This is a genomic window from Picosynechococcus sp. NKBG042902, assembly GCF_963864045.1.
In the GTDB taxonomy this organism is placed as follows: Bacteria; Cyanobacteriota; Cyanobacteriia; order Cyanobacteriales; family MRBY01; genus MRBY01.
In genome coordinates this window covers 122,658-137,186 of sequence record NZ_CAWLTV010000071.1, presented here as the reverse complement: position 1 = coordinate 137,186, position 14,529 = coordinate 122,658, and the positions used below count along the sequence as shown (strand labels likewise).

Genomic DNA, 14,529 nt, shown 5'->3' with positions numbered 1-14,529 from the left:
GGGAAAATTAAAGACTGTGAAGGCTCGTCGCAGAACTCGGTTATTATAACGGCTTCGTTCTCAAAACAGAACCGCCACAGCCTTTAACTCACGGGGAGCGAGAATAGCTCAGGGGAATTTGGGGTGTAAGGTGCCGGAGAAAGCCGAGGAAAAATTGGGCCGCCGCTTCGGTGGCATAGGCACGGAAGGGCAGGGGGGGTTGAGGATTTCCGTAGCTCTGCACCGCTTTGATCACAATGGCAGGACAGTCTATTGCCGTAGCCAGGGTTGTGGCGGCGGCACTGCCGATATCTAGGCCAAATAGGTGAGTCTGGGTCGCAAAAGGATCCTCCTCGGTCTGGAAATTGGTATTGGTCACATCGGCGATCGCCCCTAGGTGGACTGCTGGAACCGCTGGATCGTGGGGGAAACCCGTCGCTAAATGGAGCGCGTGATTATCACGGATTAAATCGATGGCCAGGGCCGTGAGGCGAACCGGGTCGGCAGTGAGTAATTTTTCGGTGACTAATTGCTCGAAAATCAAAGGCCAGTCAGGGCAGTGGTGGCGGCGCTCAGGGTGAGTCTGGGGTGGGGGGCAATGGTCAGGCTTGAGTTCGTGGTCGTAGAGGGTATGGAGTAACCAGCCCCGCTGGTGCAAGCTTGATTTAGGACGCGGCGTTTGGATTTGCTGTTGCCAAGCGCTAGATTGCCCCAGGAGTCGCCCTTGCCAAGGTTGAGCGAGGATGTAGGCGGAGTCACTGGTGCGGTTTGCTGTTGGTAGCGTGAAAATTTTCTGGGCAACGATAATATCCCCTAAAACAACTTTGGCCGGATTGCCTCGACAGATGCCAACCATCACAACTAACTGCGGCTTTAGATGGTCGCCTAGGGGAATAAGACGCTGGGGATTAGCAAGGGATTTGACAGAAAGATGCACAAGGGCGAGTTGTAACCCGTTGTAGTCGGTGGCGAGATAGGGAGTACCACAAGGGGTTAAGGTTTCCTGCCAGGGGTGATGGATCGCCCTTTGGAGCGCAAGAAACTCATCGGGAAAAACCGTAAGACAAAGAATTTTCATGGCATGGGCCGCAAGACAATACTGGCGCAAATGACCGCAGGAAATTTCAAAAATTGCGCCTTTAAAATTAACGGGAAAAAAGGGGCAAATTTTAGGATCCTGTATCTCTATTGTAATCTGACCTCTTGGTGATAGATCTCGCTAAAAGGAAGGCGATCGCCCCTGGGCTTTGTTAGGTAACTTTACAGTCTGAAACATTTGGCCGATAATCATTGGGGCATTCCACACCGTAGCGATCCATGGCGAAACAGCGCATTCTCTCTGGGGTACAACCCACCGGTAATCTTCACCTCGGCAACTATCTCGGGGCGATCCAAAACTGGGTGGAAATTCAACAGGACTATGACAGTTTTTTCTGTGTGGTAGATCTCCACGCGATTACGGTGCCCCATGACCCCAAGGTTCTAGCAAATAATACAAAGGCGATCGCCGCGTTGTATCTCGCCTGTGGCATTGACTTGACCCACTCCACGATTTTTGTTCAATCCCACGTTAAAGCCCACAGCGAACTGGCCTGGTTGTTAAATTGTGTGACGCCCCTGAACTGGTTAGAGCGGATGATTCAGTTCAAGGAAAAAGCCCAAAAACAAGGGGAAAACGTCAGCGTTGGCCTGCTCGATTATCCGGTGCTAATGGCCGCTGATATTCTCCTGTATGATGCGGATAAAGTGCCCGTGGGCGAAGACCAAAAACAACATTTAGAGCTGACCCGCGACATTGTGATCCGCATTAACGACAAATTTGGCACGAAGAAAAACCCCGTGCTGAAAATGCCGGATCCGCTGATTCGGACAACGGGCGCTAGGGTGATGAGCCTCACCGACGGCACGAAGAAAATGTCCAAGTCCGATCCCTCGGAACTAAGCCGGATTAATCTTTTGGATCCCCCCGATGTGCTGACGAAAAAAATCAAAAAGTGCAAAACCGATCCCGAACGGGGCCTAGAATTTGACAATCCTAACCGCCCGGAATGCAATAACCTGCTGGGGTTGTATGCTCTGCTCAGTGGTAAACCCAAAGAAACTGTAGCCGCTGAATGTGCCGACATGGGCTGGGGTCAATTTAAACCCCTCCTCACAGAGACCGTCATCGCCGCCCTAGAGCCAATCCAAACGAAATACCATGACATTATGGCGAACCCCGATTACCTCGATCAGGTGTTGCGGGAAGGCCGTGAAAAAGCTGACACTGTTGCAAATGCGACCCTCAAGCAGGTGAAAGACGCCCTTGGTTTTCTGCCGTCCCTGTAGAATGGTTCATTACCTGTGATTTTTTAACCCTAAAACTGCTTCCATGACCACCCGTCTGCGTCGTGCCATCGAAAATCGAGACTTTGTCGTTACGGCTGAGGTTGCGCCTCCAAAGGGGGGTGACCCCACGAAAATGCTGAGGATGGCAAAATTGCTTGGCGATCGCGTCCATGGGGTGAATGTGACCGATGGGAGCCGGGCCGTAATGCGCATGTCTTCTATTGCCGCCTCAACTTTACTCTTGCAAAACGGTATCGAACCAATTTTTCAGGTGGCTTGCCGCGATCGCAATGTCATTGGTCTCCAAGCAGATTTAATGGGCGCCCATGCCCTCGGTTTACGGAATGTGTTGGCCCTCACGGGGGATCCCGTCAAAGCGGGCGATCACCCCAAAGCCAAGGCGGTTTTCGATCTCGAATCGGTGCGTCTGTTAAAGCTGATCACCAAATTAAATAACGGCCAAGACTTTAACGACAAAAAAATGCCCGATGGCCCCCTGAATTTGTTCCCTGGGGGCGCAGTGGATCCCCAGCTTAAGAGTTGGTACACCATTGAATCTCGCTTTGCCCGAAAAGTAGAAGCCGGGGCGCAGTTTTTCCAGTCGCAAATGATTACGGATTTCCAGCGGCTCGAAGAATTTATGAACCGGGTGGCCAGTCAATATGATGTGCCCGTATTTGCGGGAATTTTTCTGTTGAAATCGGCAAAAAATGCTCAATTTATCAACCGCTGTGTACCGGGGGCGCAAATTCCCGATGCGATTATTGAGCGCCTAGCCCAAGCGGAAAATCCCCTCGAAGAAGGTCTCAAAATTGCGGCGGAGCAAGTAAAAATTGCCAAAAATCTCTGCCACGGTGTCCATATGATGGCCGTCAAAAAAGAAGATCTGATTCCGCAAATCCTTGATTTAGCGGATGTTTCTATTCAAATCTCCACGGCACCGGCCTTAGTTTAAGTTTATTTTTAACCTATATGTCACAAACCTATACTTTCCATACCCTCGATGTGTTTACAGAGCAAATTTTCGGGGGTAATCCCCTGGCGGTGTTCCCCCAGGCCCAAGGGTTAAGTTCGAATCAAATGCAGGCGATCGCCAAAGAGCTTAACCTTTCAGAAACTGTCTTTGTTTTTCCCACAAAAGATCCTGATACGGACTTTCAACTGCGGATTTTTACGCCCGCTGCCGAAATTCCCTTTGCGGGCCATCCCACCGTGGGAACCGCCTACCTTCTGGCCCATCTCGGTTATCTACCCGCAAATTGTCAGCTTGTGCGCTTCCAAGAAGAAGTGGGAATTGTCCCCGTCTCTATCTATTGGGAACAGGATCAAGTTCGTACCACTGCCCTAAGTGCGGCCCAGTTGCCCCAATTTATTGAGCGATCGCAATCCATCGATTACGCTTCCCTGGTAAACCTCCAGGCCCACGACTTACACCCGGTGTTAAAGCCGGCGGTGATTTCCTGTGGACTGCCCTTTTTATATCTGCCCCTCAAGGATCTAGACGCCCTGAGCCGTTGCTCCCTCAACCGCACCCTTTGGGAAGAAGCATACCAACATCAATTGACGGCCCACATCTATCCCTTTGTCGTAACCGAAGACAATCAAATTTATGCGCGGATGTTTGCTCCCGGCCTGGGCATTGCTGAAGATCCGGCAACGGGTTCAGCAGCCACGAGTTTAGCGGGTTATCTACATCGCTACCTACCCAGCCAGGCGACATTACAAACTTGGCAAATTTACCAAGGCATTCAAATGGGGCGGCCCAGTCAACTAATGCTGACCATGCAACAGCAAAAAGGGGAATTGACGGAGATCGCCGTGGGCGGGTCTTCTGTGCTCGTCAGTGTCGGCCACATTAATGTGCCAACGTTTTAGACAAAAAAAGATCCCTAATTGTTTTAGGGATCTCGTTTCTCACCGTAGTGATTAGCAATAATTCAATTTTCCAAGTTGCTTAAGCTGCGGTACTAGAGAAAGCGGCCATTTGCACGTCACTTTCCATGAGTAGGGTTTGTAACTCCTCAGCGTCAACGGTCTCTTTTTCGACGAGCATCGCTGCTAATTTATCGAGAACACTGCGGTTACCGACAAGCACATCTTTCGCGCGCTTGTAGGCTTCTTCCACGAGGCCCCGGACTTCTTCGTCAATCACAGCGGCTGTTTCATCGGAGAAGTCTCGATCAGAGGCAATGTCACGACCCATGAAAACGTTACCATTCTGGCGACCCAAGGCCACAGGCCCCAGGCGATCGCTCATCCCGAAGCGGGTAATCATTTGACGGGCAACATTAGCGACCTGCTGTAAGTCATTAGAAGCACCTGTGGTGACTTCTTCTTCACCGAAGATAATTTCTTCAGCAATGCGGCCACCGAGGGCAACGGCCATCTGGTTTTGTAAATAGGCACGGGAGTATAGACCAGAATCCATGCGATCTTCACTGGGGGTGAACCAAGTTAAACCGCCAGCACGACCCCGGGGAATAATGCTAATTTTTTGGACTGGGTCATAGTCGGGCATCAAAGCACCAACGAGGGCATGGCCTGCTTCGTGGTAAGCAACAAGGGTTTTGCGCTTTTCACTCATGACGCGGTTTTTCTTCTCAGGGCCAGCGAGGACGCGATCAATTGCATCGTTCACTTCGTCCATGGAAATTTCCGTCAAATTGCGACGGGCTGCCAGAATTGCTGCCTCGTTTAGGAGGTTCGACAAATCTGCACCAGTGAAGCCGGGAGTCCGACGGGCAATTTTTTCGAGATCCACATCCTTCGAGAGGGTTTTACCCCGGGCATGGACATTGAGAATTTCTAAACGACCGGAATAGTCGGGGCGATCGACGACCACTTGACGGTCAAAGCGACCGGGGCGCATTAACGCCGCATCCAATACATCGGGACGGTTAGTCGCAGCGATGATAATGATGCCAGTGTTGCCTTCAAAACCATCCATTTCTGTCAGGAGCTGGTTTAGGGTTTGTTCCCGCTCATCATTACCGCCACCGAGACCAGCACCACGGGAGCGACCCACGGCGTCAATTTCATCGATAAAGACGATACAGGGAGCATTTTGTTTGGCCTGTTCAAAAAGATCGCGGACACGGGAAGCACCGACCCCGACGAACATTTCGACGAATTCAGAACCAGAGATGGAGAAGAAAGGGACACCAGCCTCCCCAGCAACGGCTTTTGCCAAGAGCGTTTTACCGGTTCCGGGAGGGCCAACGAGGAGCACCCCTTTGGGAATTTTTGCACCGATTGCAGTGAACCGATCAGCGTTTTTCAAGAAGTCAACAACTTCGGTTAACTCAAGTTTGGCCTGCTCAATCCCTGCCACATCACCAAAGGTGACTTGGGTCTGGGGTTCCATTTGAACCCGTGCCTTTGATTTGCCAAAGTTCATGGCCTGGGAACCGGGGCCACTCTGGGCGCGCCGGAGCAGGAAGAATAACCCCACGAGTAGTAGGATTGGGAAAATGAGTGTACTGAGGGCGCGGAAAATCCAATTGTCGTCACTCTGGGGCAACACGGCAATATCGACATTGTTTTCGCTGAGGATGTCGATTAATTCCGTATCACCGGGGGGGAGGTTGACGAGGATAGGCGTGCCATCTTGGGCCGGGACAAAAGCTTTAGTGCGATCGCCACTGATTTTGACACTTTCGATATTGCCCTGCTGGACTTCTTGGAGGAACTGACTATAACGCCAGGTCTCTCGACTTTGGGGTTGCTGATCCAAGAAAGACACAGCCAAGGAGATCACGACGATCGCCAATAGGGCGTAAAGCCCGGTACTGCGCCATTTTTTGTTATTTTTGTTCACTACTGAGAGCCTCCTAGGATTTGAGGATAAGCAGAATAATTATGCGATTCTTAAAAGAGCGTCTTATCCTGTGTTTCAGGTTGGTTATTAAATAATGTTAACGTTTCTCAGGAAAGATTGTTAAATTTTCTGCTTTTGTGTCTAAAATCGCAGGTCATATTCGACAGAAAAACGATTATCGTTGTTGAGATCCGTTGAGCCTCGGACAAAAATCTCATCGTTGACCCGATACCGGAGACCAAACTGAGCGGGTTGGCTACTATTCAGAATTTGCAGCACCGACAGGGACAAATCTGGGCTGATATTGGCACTGAGTTCTGCCCCAAGCCCCAAGGTTGAACTGCTCTCATCTTCATCTTCTGTAATCACCGTGGGGAAGAGGCGTAGCTCGCTCAAACCAAGGGCATTGCCAATGACATCTTGGATATTACTCAAAAGGGCGGAACCAGCTAGGTTAGCCAAAGCTAGAGTTTCGTTGGTGCTGCCCCCGGTGAAGTTTTCTAAGAAAGATCCCCCCAAGAGAGAAATCAACTCCGTTTCACTACGGGGCGGACTACTGGTCAATTCAATATTTTCATCTAAATTGCTCGCTCGTCCCCGCACATTGGCTTGGATACGGATGGTTTCGACGGTGCCGATCTGGCTGGGGCCAAAGACGCTATTGTCACGAATTTCAGCAGAAAGGGGATCGGTAGTGGCAAGAAATGACCGGGAATTTTCCAACAGAGAAGTCTCTAGGGTGATGTCAAGCTCTGGATCGAGGCCAAAGTTGGGGGTAAAGGTTGCGGTATTACGATTACCCGCAAGCCGCAGTTGAGCAGCAAAGAGATTGACCTGACCCCGATCTAACTGAATCACCCCGGCAGGACGCAAATCATTGAGGGTGCCATTGAGGGTTAAATCGCCCGTTGCGAGGAAGTTCAGAATCGGTTGCCGGGTAATTTGCACGCGATCGCCAAGGGTGATTTTCAGGTCTTTAAACTCTGTGATCGCCCGCAGATCGACATTGGAAACGCGTTTCGGTGTTGGGGATGTCCCTGGGTCAAGCTGTTTATTCCCGGCCGTGGTTTGTTGGTCTGTGGCTGCGGCTGAGTTGCCATTACCATTGCCATTTTCTTGGTTCCCTGCCAATGAAATACGTCCCTCTCGGAGGGTTAAATCGCCCCCAATGGTCGGCTCTAGGCTGGTACCAGCAATGATCAAATTGCCCGCAACGCCCCCTTGGTAGAGATCAGGCAGCACAAAGTTGAGATCTTCTAGGCGCACATCGAGGGTTTGGCTCTCGGTCGTCGCCCTGGCGAGGGGCAGTTGCCCAGAGATTGCCACCTGGCCACCACTAAAATCGCCGGTGAGTTCTTGGACGGTCAGGGTGTCTAGATTAAAGTCAATTTGCCCATGGACATTGGTCAAGGGGGCATCGGGCAACACCTGGGCTTGGATCTCTGCCTGGGCGATCGCCACCTGACCGTCCGCCACAAGATCCACTGGCCGCCCCGTATCGGGATCAATTTCTCCGTCAATGGACAGATCCACTTCCCCTTCACCGCCCAGCCAAGCCACTTGACCCCGCGTCAAAATATTTAAGAGGGCAAATCCTTCATTCTCAAGGTTAAACGTGAGATTGAGCGCGTTACTCTCCGGAACAACCGTCGCATTGGGGAGTTGGTAGGGAATACTGCCCGTGATTTGGAGGGGGTCAGCCTCGGCCACCAGTTCACTATCAACGATGAAATCGAGGCGGGCATCATCATAGGTAAAGTTCCCCTTGACGCTATTGATCGGCGTGTCATTGATACTGGCATTGGCCATGGTCATTTCGCCCCGGGCCGAGGGATCATCAGGAGTTCCCGCAAGGGCGGCATTGGCGTTAATAAAACCGTCGATCGCCACCGCCTCAGGTAAATCAACAAACTTTTCTAAAAAGGCTACAGGGACTTCGGTGAGGCGCAATTGTCCCGTTTGGGTATCGCCCCCAAAGCTACCAATAAAGCTTAGGCGTCCCCCGCCATCTTGTTCCGAGAGACGAATGCCCACGGGCCGCAATGTTAAGACCTGATCCCGCAGCACACCCCGCGCAATAATTTGGGGCATCGTGATTTCGCCCCACTGCCAAGGGGAACCGACAATCTGTGATTCGCCAAATACGGCCACTTCGCGGTATCCGCCAGTGAGATCAAAATCCGCCTGGAGGCCAGTCTCTGCATTGTAGGCAAGGCTCAAATCGCCGCTAAATTCCCCCCGGAGGTCTGCTAATTCTGCGGGCAGGAGTGGTTTACTCTCGGCGACATCTAGATTGAGTTGGCTTTGGACGCAACTGAGGAGAGCGATTCTTTCGGCAAAGGATTGTTGGCGATCGCCACGGCTGTAGAGGGCCGGATTTTCGCCATTATTTTCCGGCGGAGTCGCTCCAGCCATGCCGTTGAGGAGGGTATCACAACGATATTTTTCCCGTTCGGGGGGCGTGGCATCGGCTAATTCCAGGGTGGGTTGGGCTGGCACCGCCACAGACTCAATTTCAGTGGTAATGGGGGGCGGATCCTGGGGACGGTTGGCATAGAGATCGGCGCTCTGATCGAAGCGACTGGAACGGCCAAAATAATCCGGTAGGGACAAACTACCGAGATTTTGGAAATCGCCGTAATCGAAAATTTGCAGGGCCGCTAAAACATCTTCAATCCGGCCTTGTTCAATGGTGCCCGTGGTTTGAATGGTTGGACTAGGACGGTTTTCGTTGGCTAGGGCAATGGTGCTATCGACGCTGTAGAGGCCACCGTTTTGCGACCATTGGAAATCCTGGAGCCTGAGGGTATCGTTGGCAAAGTAAAAGTTTCCACTGAGGCGATCGCCTTCAAGATAACCCAGCATCGGTTGGGCGATCGCCACCTGACCGGACACCGAATTCGCCTGGAGATCCGCCCGCAGTTCACTGGAGAGTCGTCCCCCCAAGACCATCGTTTCTAGGGGAAAATCAAGCCGTTGCAAAGCGGGTTGTCCCTGGGCCACCTGTTGAATCAAGGTAACGGGGAGGTTGCCACTACTCAGTTGGAGTCGGGTCGGTTCGAGGCCCGCTTGGTTGTACTCCAGGGCGAGGTCTAGGGTCGAGCCATCGAGCTTGAGTTCGGCCTGTTCTGGGCGGAGACGGGAATTCAGACGGGCAAAAATCTGGTCTTCTTCCCCTTCGATAGCGATAATGGTGCGGCGATCGCTGCGGGTTTGAATGGTGCCCTGGAGGGTGGGGTCGAGGGTTAATTCGGCTAACTGCACATTATTCAGAGCGACTTGGCCATTGATCTGGGGCTGCTGGAGCGTTCCTTGGATCGTGCCCCGGAAATCCCCTTGACCTACAACATCGAGGGCCTGGGCCACCTCCGGTAAAGGCAGTTGCTGGAGATCGAGATTTTGGGCTTCTAGGTTGAGGGCCAATTGTGTAATTGCTTGGCTTGCATCGCGACCGAGGCGATCGCTATCAATGGTTAAGACCCCATCGGCCCGGAAATTTTCGGCGATCGCCCTTTGGATTTGCAGTTGCTGCCCATTCCAAGCCCATTGACTGGTTAACGGAGAATTAATCAGGGCGATCCCTTCACTGAGGCGCAGATCCCCTTCGGCCCGCACATTCTTCAGGTCTGGCTCGGTCACATCCGCCGTTAATTGCACAGCGCCACTGCCAATTCCCTCCAGGCTACTATTGAGGCGATTCAGAGCCAAATTTTGAGCGGTAAAATCCCCTTGGAGTTGGCCATTCTGGAGCGTTAACAATCCGCCGTCAATGACACCGCCTGCTAGTCTGGCGCTCAGGGAACCCTGGGCCAAAATTCCTGCCACTGAAAGGTCTTCTAAATTACCCCGCACCTCAAACTGACCTTGGCTGGGGACTGTATTCGCCACATTGGCCAGTTGGGGAGCAAAGCTCACTAAATCAACATTACTGAGGGCGGTGCGACTGTACCATTCCCCCCCAGCGACGGTGACGCCCTCGGTGCGAATCTCGCCATTGCCCACCGTGAGGCGTCCAGAACCCGTTGCTTCGACGGTATTTAAGTTCACCTCAGCTAAGGTTCCTCCTGTCTGGAATTGGCCGGAGTAGTCCGCCACTAGGGTACGGGGAACAGCGGGTAAAATTTCTTTGAGATCGAGGTTATTTAAAGCCAGGTCAGCACGCCACCGACCATCCCCAACGCGAATATTGCGGGCGATCGCCTGACCATTGGCAAAACTGGTGCGGGCCTGACCAGTAATGTCGAGGGAACCCGCTTGTGCCTGGGGTTCTGACTGGCCAAAGGTGCCCGCAACTTGGAAATCACCATTGACGATACTGCGCTGGAGAAAGGAGGGCAGTTCCTGTTCCGTAAGCTGGGCGAGACGTAGTCCCTGGGCGCGGGCAGGGGTTTGGAATTGGGTTTGGGTAATGCGCAGGTTGGGCATCGTCACCAGGCCCCCAGCCACGGGCACCACAGCGGTACCTGAAACGACAAATTCTGAGACTTGGTTCAGGGGCGCTTCAAACACCACATCTGTGCGGCCCGGCCCGGCAGTGACGGGTAAATTGAGTTCGTAGAGTTGGGCCAGGGCATTTGTCGGCAGTTGATCCCCCTGGGCTGCAATGGCGATCGCCCCAGGCGAAGATGTACTTTCATCGGCCAATTGAATCACCCCTTGGCCTGTGATATTGCCTCCCAAAGTAGGTTGAGCGGTGAACTGCTCAACCAGAAAACGATTACCCGTAATGGTCAGATCGCCCTGAAAACGCTCCAGGGTCAGGCGATCAACTTTTAATTGGCTGGCATTCGTTGCCGCAACGGCCAACTGAATTTGTTCCAGTGGCCCCCCAAAGGTCACCGTCGTTGCCAATTGACCCTCCACCGGAAAGGCTGGGGATTCTAATTCAAAGGTGTCCAGGATTTGGGCAATTTCGGCGGGGGCCGTTTCAATTTGCCCCGTAAAACCCGTTTCAAAATTGATATTGAGATCGCCACTAAATGGAAGCGTCCCCAGGCGGCCTGTCGTCTGTTGGAATTGAAGTTCTTGGTTTTGAAAGCCAATTTTGCCGGAAAAATCTTCTACGGGTTTGGCAAGGGCCGGAACGATTAGGGTCGAACCCTCGGCCATTAACTCTCCATTCCAATCGCTGAGGTCGCCTTCTTCTAGGAATAACTCGATGGCACCATCTACTACACCACCGGAAAAGGTAACAGGGGGAACCACCAGGTTAGAAATGGCGACAGGGTCTAATTTCTGGGCGCGAATCCTGAGATTGCTGGTTTCTTGCTCAAAATCGAGGATTCCTTCGATGTTTAAGTCTCCCCCCGACGCCAACTTACCCTGGACATCAAAATTGATTACTTTGTTTTGGTTCGTGAGGCGGCCTTTCCCGGAGGCGATCGCCAACTGCACAGGGGGACTCAGGGTGCCGGAACGTTGGCGGGCAATTAACGTCAGTTGACCCCGGCGGAGGCGGATGTTGTTGATATTGACTTCCAGACCTTCGGTGTCTGGGTCATCGGGAGCAATGTTCAAATCTAGCCATCTGCGGGCTTGGTTTTGCTCAACGGTCACCTGGGGATTAATCAGGGTGAGGTTTAGGTCTAAGCGCCGCTGGGTAAGCAACGTCCACAGATTAAAATCAACGGCGATCGCCTCAACCAGAAGCTGATCATTGGAATCCGTCGTTGGTGGCAACTCAGACGGGCCAAACCGTAATCCCCCCAAGGAAAATCCTTGCACTGACCCCAGATTAATGGGGCGATCAATTTGCTTATTAAGCTGCTGCTCAATTTGTGGTGATAAGCGCTGGTAGATGTAGTAACGCCCATAGCCTAGGCCCGCTCCCACGGCTAACACAAGGCCCACAGCCGCCCCCGTAATGAGACGTTGACGCCGACGGGATGGTGGAACTTGCACTGAGTTTTCGGAAGAAGGGGGAAGGTTTTGGCTCATGGTGGCAACAGTTTGCAAGTGTTGCGATCATTATAGAGAGGATGACCCTATCGCAATGGCTTTTGTCGCTTTTTAATTACCACAGATTTTGGATCTGCCCCAAACGGTCAGCGAAAAAATTTTGGTACCAATTCCATACAGCACAGATTCCCCGTGGCCCTAGTGTCAAAGATTTATTTTTTGACCGTCGCCGCATCAACAAAATTGTCACAAAAAAAGAGAAGTGATCACTTCCCTTTCTCAACCCTAAATCATGAATGGATGTCGTTGTCCCTGACAGAAATTCTGTTGACTCAAGCCTCTTTCTAGAATTTGATGTTTTGGGCCATCGCTTTAAAAGCAGCCATGTTTGCCCCTGGGCGGCGACGATTGGAACGGTTGCCGGGTTTGAGGAGATAGTTTTCTGCAAAGGCTCCAACTTCTGCTGTCTGGGCGAGGACGGCTTCTCGGCTTGCAGCTTGAATGGCGGCCACAATCACATCGGTGGGATCATTAACGTTGGGGGCCGGGGCACTGGCTACGGGAGCGGGGGCCTCTTGGGAAGCTTCAGTAGTAGGGGCTTCTACCTGAGGTGTTTCCTGTACCCGCACTTCGGGCGCAACGGACGCTTCGGCGATTGTGTCGTTACCTTGGGAAGGTAATTCCATGAAAAAGTTATCTTTCTTTTTTCCTAAAATTTTTCCTAGCACGGGCAAGCTCCTGAATATTAAAAATGAATTAAAACAGCACTCAACGCACCAAATGATTAAGCCTGAATATTTTGGCGGTGTTAAGTTACGCTGATTCTATTGATTAAGTTTTATGAAGTCAAGGCAATCCCGGAAATTCAAGATTTTTTAAGTATTTATAACCATCACTCCCAGGGGAAAATGATAAAAAAGAGCCACAGTGTGCAGAAAAATGAGAGGCGATCGCCATGGGTCAGGTAGAAACAATTTTGGGCACAATGCCAGGGGATCCCCTCAAGGGGCTACGGGCCGCTGATCAACGGTGGCAAAATTGGCGACAGGGTCAGATTGGCGCTCCGGCGATGGTGCAAATTGGTACGGAAGACTGCCCTGACTATGATTGTGATGTGCTCGTCTGCGGGGGCACTTTAGGCTTGCTCCTCGCGGCGGCCCTGCAACGACGGGGCTGGCGGGTGATTATCCTGGAGCGGGGGCCATTGCAAGGGCGCGTTCAGGAATGGAACATTTCCCGGAGTGAGTTGCAGACGCTTCTGGATTTAGAACTGCTCAGTGAGACTGAACTGCGCGAAGTCATCGCCACGGAATTCAATCCCCTGCGTATCCAATTCCATGGGGGAGAGCCCCTCTGGGTGAAAGATATTTTAAATATTGGTGTGAGTCCCCGGCGATTACTGGCGGTTTTGAAGGAAAAATTCCTCACCTGGGGCGGCAAGATTTTTGAGAATCACCCTTGCACAGGGATTACGGTTTCGCCGCAGGGGGCGATCGCCAGGACTGAAAAATTCACGTTCCACACCCGCTTAATTTTGGATGGTATGGGGCATTTTTCTCCCATTGCCCAACAGGTGCGCCAAGGCCAAAAGCCCGACGGTGTCTGTCTAGTGGTGGGAAGCTGCGCCCAGGGGTTTGCAGCGAATAGTAAGGGAGATTTAATCTATTCATTCACGCCGATTCGCAACCAATGTCAATACTTTTGGGAAGCCTTTCCCGCCCACGATGGCCGCACTACTTACCTATTTACCTATCTCGATGCCCATCCCCAACGGTTTGACCTAGCTTTTCTCCTGGAGGAATATCTCAAACTGCTGCCTGACTATCAACAGGTGGATTTAGCAGCCTTGGATTTTCAACGGTTTCTGTTTGGCTTTTTCCCAAGCTATCGTCGCAGTCCTCTGCATTATCCTTGGGACCGCATTTTGCCCATTGGCGACAGTAGTGGCGGCCAATCCCCCGTTAGTTTTGGTGGCTTTGGGGCAATGTTGAGGCATCTGGAGCGACTCACCAACGGTTTAGATGATGCCCTGACCCAGGACTGTTGCAATCGCCAAGCCCTCGCCCAGCTACAACCCTACCAACCAAACCTTTCGGTCACCTGGCTATTTCAAAAGGCCATGAGCGTTGGGGTCAACCAAAGCTGCCCGCCAAACCAGATTAATGACCTGTTAAATGCGGTCTTTGGGGTGATGGCCCAGTTGGGGGAAGATACCCTCAATCCTTTCTTGCAGGACGTGGTGCAGTTCCAAGGCCTAACGAAGACATTACCCAGGGTGAACTTTAAAACGGTGTTGCCCCTGTTGCCCCATTTGGGGGTGGGCGCGTTGGCCGATTGGTTGCGCCATTACCTTGCCCTGGGTCTCTACACCTCAGGCTATGCCCTCAGTCAGCGTCTGCCCATGGGAGATAGTTACCAGGCCAAACGACGGCGTGAAGCGTGGCAATATGGGTCGGGCCAAGATTTTCATCAGGCAGGACTCACGGAACAGGACTAAGTGCAGCCCG

At 52.2% G+C, this 14,529-nt stretch carries 9 protein-coding genes; 5 read left to right on the top strand and 4 right to left on the bottom strand.

What is annotated here, in order from left to right:
• Window positions 1–88: 88 nt before the first annotated feature.
• Complete coding sequence (locus tag AACR41_RS10190) at window positions 89–1,057, bottom strand: hypothetical protein (protein WP_152550988.1); 969 nt, start codon at window positions 1,055–1,057, stop codon at window positions 89–91.
• A gap of 239 nt (window positions 1,058–1,296) precedes the next feature.
• On the opposite strand from AACR41_RS10190, the gene trpS reads away from it, so the two are divergent.
• The 3 genes from trpS to AACR41_RS10175 are packed head-to-tail and all read left to right on the top strand — an operon-like array spanning window position 1,297 to window position 4,182.
• A complete protein-coding gene (trpS, locus tag AACR41_RS10185) occupies window positions 1,297–2,307 on the top strand; it encodes a tryptophan--tRNA ligase (protein ID WP_012305678.1) in 1,011 nt (336 codons plus the stop codon).
• Between the two features lie 43 nt (window positions 2,308–2,350).
• Window positions 2,351–3,262 (top strand): methylenetetrahydrofolate reductase, encoded by a 912-nt coding sequence (locus tag AACR41_RS10180; protein ID WP_030006799.1) that lies wholly within the window; start codon window positions 2,351–2,353, stop codon window positions 3,260–3,262.
• A 17-nt stretch (window positions 3,263–3,279) separates the two neighbouring features.
• Window positions 3,280–4,182 (top strand): PhzF family phenazine biosynthesis protein, encoded by a 903-nt coding sequence (locus AACR41_RS10175; protein WP_030006798.1) that lies wholly within the window; start codon window positions 3,280–3,282, stop codon window positions 4,180–4,182.
• A 79-nt stretch (window positions 4,183–4,261) separates the two neighbouring features.
• Here AACR41_RS10175 and ftsH3 read toward each other — a convergent pair whose 3' ends face one another.
• The 3 genes from ftsH3 to AACR41_RS10160 form a co-directional block, all read right to left on the bottom strand.
• Window positions 4,262–6,124 carry an ATP-dependent zinc metalloprotease FtsH3 gene (gene ftsH3, locus AACR41_RS10170; protein ID WP_012305681.1) on the bottom strand — a complete coding sequence of 621 codons (1,863 nt, stop codon included), beginning with the start codon at window positions 6,122–6,124 and terminating at the stop codon, window positions 4,262–4,264.
• A 141-nt stretch (window positions 6,125–6,265) separates the two neighbouring features.
• Complete coding sequence (locus tag AACR41_RS10165; protein WP_030006797.1) at window positions 6,266–12,061, bottom strand: translocation/assembly module TamB domain-containing protein; 5,796 nt, start codon at window positions 12,059–12,061, stop codon at window positions 6,266–6,268.
• Window positions 12,062–12,366: 305 nt separating this feature from the next.
• A complete protein-coding gene (locus AACR41_RS10160) occupies window positions 12,367–12,708 on the bottom strand; it encodes a hypothetical protein (RefSeq protein ID WP_030006796.1) in 342 nt (113 codons plus the stop codon).
• Between AACR41_RS10160 and AACR41_RS10155 the strand changes: the two genes are divergently transcribed.
• Together AACR41_RS10155 and AACR41_RS10150 are read left to right on the top strand one after the other, a co-directional pair.
• The gene (locus tag AACR41_RS10155) at window positions 12,707–12,844 is read left to right on the top strand and encodes a hypothetical protein (RefSeq protein WP_157094557.1); all 138 of its coding nucleotides are present in this window, start codon (window positions 12,707–12,709) and stop codon (window positions 12,842–12,844) included. The genes AACR41_RS10160 and AACR41_RS10155 overlap by 2 nt on opposite strands.
• 133 nt (window positions 12,845–12,977) lie before the next feature.
• On the top strand, window positions 12,978–14,519 hold the full coding sequence (locus AACR41_RS10150; protein ID WP_030006795.1) for an FAD-binding oxidoreductase: 1,542 nt from the start codon (window positions 12,978–12,980) through the stop codon (window positions 14,517–14,519).
• Window positions 14,520–14,529 lie beyond the last annotated feature (10 nt).